We start from the raw sequence: 5158 nt of genomic DNA on the forward strand, positions 1-5158 counted from the left end.
AGTGGCGAGGCATCGAGACTCGACGTTGGCGCAGACCCGCTGCCGGGCCTTGCTGAGCCTGAAGTGAGCCTCGCCCGCGCCGTCCGGGTCGCCGCTGGCCCGTAGCGGCGCCTCGAGCAGTGCCGGGGCGGCCCGTGTCGCCGCGGTCGTGTGGGCTTGCGTGGCGACCGTGGCGCCGGACACCCCGAGCGCAAGCGTCATGCCCAGGACCGGGGCGGCCCATCGCGCGAATCGTGCTGAGTTCGACCTGGTTGTCTTCATGTCCTGGTCTACGGAGCACGTGCGTCGTCGGTTCAGGTGAGCGGGAATCAGTCGGCGGGTACTACGACCAACGGGCAATTGACATCCTCTCGCCCCGGGAGAAGTTTAATTCTTGACCACCATTGTGAGGTCCACCCTGGGCCTCGGGCACGGGTCATCCCGTCCTTCGGCCGAGGAGAAAACATGCATCGTCTCGTCACTGTGTCTGTCGGGGTCGCAGCGCTGGCTGCCGCCATCATCTCGCCCTCGCCGGCGCTCGCGATCGGTCCGAGGATCCCCGATCCCATCCCCGCACTGATCGCACAGGGCGACGTCACCGTCGACCTGCAGAGCGTCGCCGACGGGTTCGTCAACCCGGTCGGCGCCGTCACCGCCCCCGGCCAGCAGCATTCCTTGTTCGTGGTGGAGCAGCGAGGCAAGATCTGGTCGGTCCCCACCGACGACGACGATGAGGCGACGGCTCCGCGTCTGTTCGCCGACCTGAGCGCTGTGGGGCTCGATCTCGGCTGCTTCTTCATCAACTACGACGAGCGTGGCCTGTTCGGAGTGGCCTTCAGCCCCGACTACAAGAAGTCCGGCCTCCTCTACACCTACCAGTCCCAGCCCAAGCCCGGCGCGCCGAGGCCCGCCGTCAACCAGTGCAACCTGGCGCCGTACGACCACGACAACGTGGTCACCGAGTGGCGGGTCGACAACCCTCGCTCGGACCGGGCCACGGTGAATCCCGCCAGCGCTCGCGAGGTGCTCCGCATCCAGCACCCGCAGTTCAACCACAACGGCGGCGAGCTGCGCTTCGGGCCTGATGGACTGCTCTACATCTCTGTCGGAGACGGTGGCGCGGCCGACGACCAGGGGCCGGGACACGTGGCCGGCGGCAACGCCCAGGACCCGAGCCAACTGCTGGGCAAGATCCTTCGGATCGACCCGCGACCCAGTCGGTCCGGCGCGGCGTACCGCATCCCGGCCGACAACCCGTTCGTCGCAGCGCCGGGCGCCCGCGGCGAGATCTTCGCCCTCGGGTTCCGCAATCCCTACAAGATGTCGTTCGACAAGTCGACCGGCGCGTTGTACGTCGCCGACGTGGGTCAAAACGACGTCGAGGAGATCGACGTGGTGACCGCAGGTGGGAACTACGGCTGGCCGCTCAAGGAGGGCAGCTTCGCCTTCGACCCCAGCACCGCCGCCCTGCCCGGGTTCGTGACCGGCGATGTGGTGGCCGGCAGCTACGTCGACCCCGTCGCCGAGTACGACCACTGCAAGGGCCCGGTCTCACCCACGCTGGTGGGGCCCTGCCCCCTCCGGGAGGGTGTCGCCGTCGTGGGCGGCTTCGTGTACCGCGGCCATGAGATCGATGAGCTGCGGGGCCACTACGTCTTCGCCGAGTACTCGACGGGCTTCTTCGCCAGTGCCGGCCGACTGCTCTACCTCGACGATGACGACGAGGTCACCGAGTTCAAGATCGAGGGCCGGTCCGCCCTCGGGCTCGGGGTGCTCGGCATCGGCCAGGACCGGCACGGCGAGCTGTACGTGCTCGGCAAGTCGGGTGCGACCTTCGGCCCGCCGCCCAACACCGGCATCACCGACCCGACCAACACCAGCGGTGTCGTCCTGAGGCTCGCCGAGGCCGACGACGACGATCACGACGACTGAGAAGGGACGACCGAGAAGGGACGACTGAGAAGGAGGGCGCGGCCAGGAGGTGCGGGAGATCGGCGGGTACGTCACAGACCCGCCGGCCTCCGCCCCCCATCTGGGGGATTTCTCGTCCTGACCCGGGTTCCCCGCGCGCTGAGGACAGACACTCGGGGCGGGCGAACGACAGGGGTGCGGCATGTCCAGGATCTTGGCTGTGGACGACGAGGAGCGCGTCCTCGCGTTCCTCTCGCGCTACCTCGGCGGCGAAGGTCACCACGTACTGACCGCGGGCAACGGTCGCTCCGCCCTTGACGTGCTCGATCGGGAGGACGTCGATCTCGTCCTGTTGGACCTGGTCATGCCCCGGGTCAGTGGTCTGCAGGTGCTGGCCTCGCTGCGCACCAAGGGTGACTCGCCACCGGTGATCGTGCTCTCGGCGGTCTCCGACGTCGGCGCACGTGTGCAAGCCCTGGACCGCGGCGCGGTCGACTTCGTGTCCAAGCCGTTTCACATGGTCGAGCTGGATGCGCGCATTCGTCGCCATCTGAGCACCGTGCCGCGCCCGCAACCCGGCGGGGGCGCCGACCACCGCTACCTTGCCGCAGGAGGCGTCCGCCTCGACCTCGATCGGCGCCGGGTGCGGATCGACGGGCGTGAGGTGGTGCTCAGTCCGCGGGAGTTCTCACTGCTGGCACACCTGATGCGCCGGCGCGGGGAGGTGTGTCGTCGCGAGGAGTTGCTCCACGACGTGTGGGGACTCGACCTCGATCCCGAGAGCAACGTGGTGGAGGCGTGTATGCGTCGGCTCCGATACAAGTTGACCGACCCGCCCATCGAGACCGTCCGCGGGGTTGGGTACTGCTTCCATGAGGTCTGAGACGCCCATCCACCGCAGCCTCTTCGTGCCCTGGATGGTCTTCTCCCTCGCCTGCGTGGGACTCATGACCCGCCTCCCGGGCGAGGAGACGATCCCCTACCACCTCGGCTGGGTGGCCCTGGGTGTGGCCTACGGCCTCAATCCCTGGCCCATTCGTTGGGCCATCGGCGCGGTCGTCGGCTACGCCGTGGGGTCTGGCCTGGTGCTGATGGGGCGGGCTGTCGACGGGACCATCGCGCTCGAGGAGACCGCGGAGATCCCCTTGATGTGCGTGCTGGCAATCCTGATGATCTGGCACGTCTCTCGGCGTCAGTCGGCGCTGGCGGACCTCGATCTGGTGCGACGACAGGAGGCCACCCGCGCGCACCGACGTGAGCACATGGCCAGGCTCGTCTCCCATGAGATCAAGACCACGCTGACCATCGCCAGTGGCTACCTCGACCTGGTCATGGCCAAGCCGAGAGCGTCTGAGGACCGAGCTGACCTCGAAGTGGCCCGCGACGAGCTGCACCGGCTGAGCCGGGCCAGTGATCGCCTCCTGCGGATGATGAGGATGCAGGAGGAGCACGCCGTCGCCCTGGTCGACATCGACTCCCTGATGCGTCAGACGATGGAGCGGTGGTCGACCGTCGCCGAGCGGACGTGGCTCTTCGACACCCGGATCGGGTGGGCACACACGGCCCCGCACCGCCTTCGCGCCTGCCTCGACACGTTGATCGAGAACTCGCTTCGGCACACGCCTCCCGACGGCACGATCCGGCTGATCGGGTTCCATCTCGGTGACCACACCTGCCTGGGCGTGGCCGACTCCGGCCCGGGCCTGACCCGGGACAAGGCCCGAGCCATCAACGAGGAGAGCCTGCAACTCACCGATGTGGACGCAGACGAGCGCCAGCACTCCGAGGCCGGCCTCGGCCTGAGCATCGTGCAGGAAGTCGCCCGCGAACGCGGCGGCCACCTGGTGGCCGGGCGCTCGGCCGAGGGCGGCGCGCTGCTGCTCATGGTGCTCCCCCGCGAGGAGCTCCACACGCTCGCACAGCCGTCGAGGCCACGCGAAGTGCGACGCACCGACACGCTGACCGCCGCTGCGCCCGGGGGACGGTCAGCGACCGGCGGCTAGCTCCGGGTCGAGAAACAGCAAGCCCGCCCGACCTGTTGAGACAGGTCGGGCGGGCTCTTCCTGCTCCCCCGGTTGGACTCGAACCAACAACCCTCCGGTACCACACGAGGGTTTGCGGGCCGAGTTGTGAAGCGGCATGCGCGGGTGATCTGAGCTTTGCGCGCTTGGGCGGAATGGGACTCTGACCTGCGGGAATGCTTGTTCCATGGATCGCTAAACCCGCCGCGAGACCAGGTCCAGGAACGACCCTGTGTGCAGCAATCCAAGACAGCCGCGCGCGCAAGGACACAAGTACTTGCCGGCCGACTTTGGTGTCGCGGCTGGCGTAGATCATGGCTGGAACGCGGACTGAACCGACCAGGACTTCTGTAGGCAACGGTATCTGGGTGTGGATCTCTGGGATCGTCCGATGGTCGGCGCGGACAGCGATTAGAAGCTGCGACCTCTGGGGTGCGTCGCCCGAGGGGAGAGCGCCTTCGACGCCCACTCCGCGGCCGCGATGGTCCGCGGCCTCAACGCACCCACCGCGGGCAAGGAGAAGAAGCTGACCGGGCGCGAGATCGGCGCGCGGCTGCACCTCGGAGCCACGGCCAAGTTCCACGTCGGGAACATCCTTCGCAGGCTCGACGTCAGCCGGGCGCCGAGGCAGTGTACGAGGCCACGAAGATGGGTTCATTGAGGGCCCCTCCCCGGCTCGGTTGCGGATCACGGGACGGGCAGCACAGTCCGCTCCCAAGTCGTGTTGACGGTGATCGCGGCCGATGCGTAGAGGGCGACCAGGGCGTCGACGATCAGGATGAAGCCGGCGGCGTGGCCGAGGCCGGCGCTCTCGAGGAAGGCGCCGAACGCGGCGAGGTAGAAGACCGCGCACAGCAGGGCGAAGATGACGATCGTCGTCAGGTTGGTGCGCACCGCCGCCAGAAGCATGTACGACGAGAAGATCGCCCAGGCGAGCAGGAACATCCCGGTGATGGCCGCGGCGTCCGCCGTCACCATCGGCCCATAGAACTGCACGAGCAGTGCGTAACTGAGCCAGAACCCGGCGTACGCGGTGAAGACCAGGCCAGGGAACGTCTCGCCACGCTGGAAGTGGATGATGCCGGCGATGAGCTCCGTGGTGAAGCCGAGTGCGAGAGCCAACGAGAGAACTGCGGGCGTGGCGAGCGGATCAATCAGCCCCGACATCACGCTCGAGAGGACGAGAGCCGAGATGCCGAATGCCTGCAGCTGGACGCACGACTGGAGCGCCAGCACCATGCCAGTGA

5 protein-coding genes are annotated in these 5158 nt (G+C 68.0%); 3 read left to right on the top strand and 2 right to left on the bottom strand.

The genetic code is table 11. The features are described from left to right. On the bottom strand, positions 1 to 201 hold a 201-nt coding region (locus RMO85_RS19535; protein ID WP_310530378.1), incomplete at its 3' end, for a hypothetical protein. 243 nt (positions 202 to 444) lie between these two features. Between RMO85_RS19535 and RMO85_RS19540 the strand changes: the two genes are divergently transcribed. From RMO85_RS19540 to RMO85_RS19550, 3 genes are all read left to right on the top strand, one after another. Beyond that, the gene (locus tag RMO85_RS19540) at positions 445 to 1911 is read left to right on the top strand and encodes a PQQ-dependent sugar dehydrogenase (RefSeq protein WP_310530379.1); all 1467 of its coding nucleotides are present in this window, start codon (positions 445 to 447) and stop codon (positions 1909 to 1911) included. Positions 1912 to 2092: 181 nt separating this feature from the next. Next, positions 2093 to 2773: a response regulator transcription factor gene (locus tag RMO85_RS19545; protein ID WP_310530380.1), complete on the top strand. Its 681-nt coding sequence runs from the start codon at positions 2093 to 2095 to the stop codon at positions 2771 to 2773. Then, positions 2763 to 3893 carry a HAMP domain-containing sensor histidine kinase gene (locus RMO85_RS19550; RefSeq protein ID WP_310530381.1) on the top strand — a complete coding sequence of 377 codons (1131 nt, stop codon included), beginning with the start codon at positions 2763 to 2765 and terminating at the stop codon, positions 3891 to 3893. Before RMO85_RS19545 ends, RMO85_RS19550 begins: the two co-directional genes overlap by 11 nt. Before the next feature lie 705 nt (positions 3894 to 4598). On the opposite strand, the gene RMO85_RS19555 is transcribed toward RMO85_RS19550, so the two are convergent. Beyond that, the coding region (locus tag RMO85_RS19555) for an acetate uptake transporter (protein WP_310530382.1) at positions 4599 to 5158 on the bottom strand (560 nt) is incomplete at its 5' end.

It is taken from the genome of Nocardioides sp., from assembly GCF_031422975.1.
Lineage (GTDB): Bacteria > Actinomycetota > Actinomycetes > Propionibacteriales > Nocardioidaceae > Nocardioides.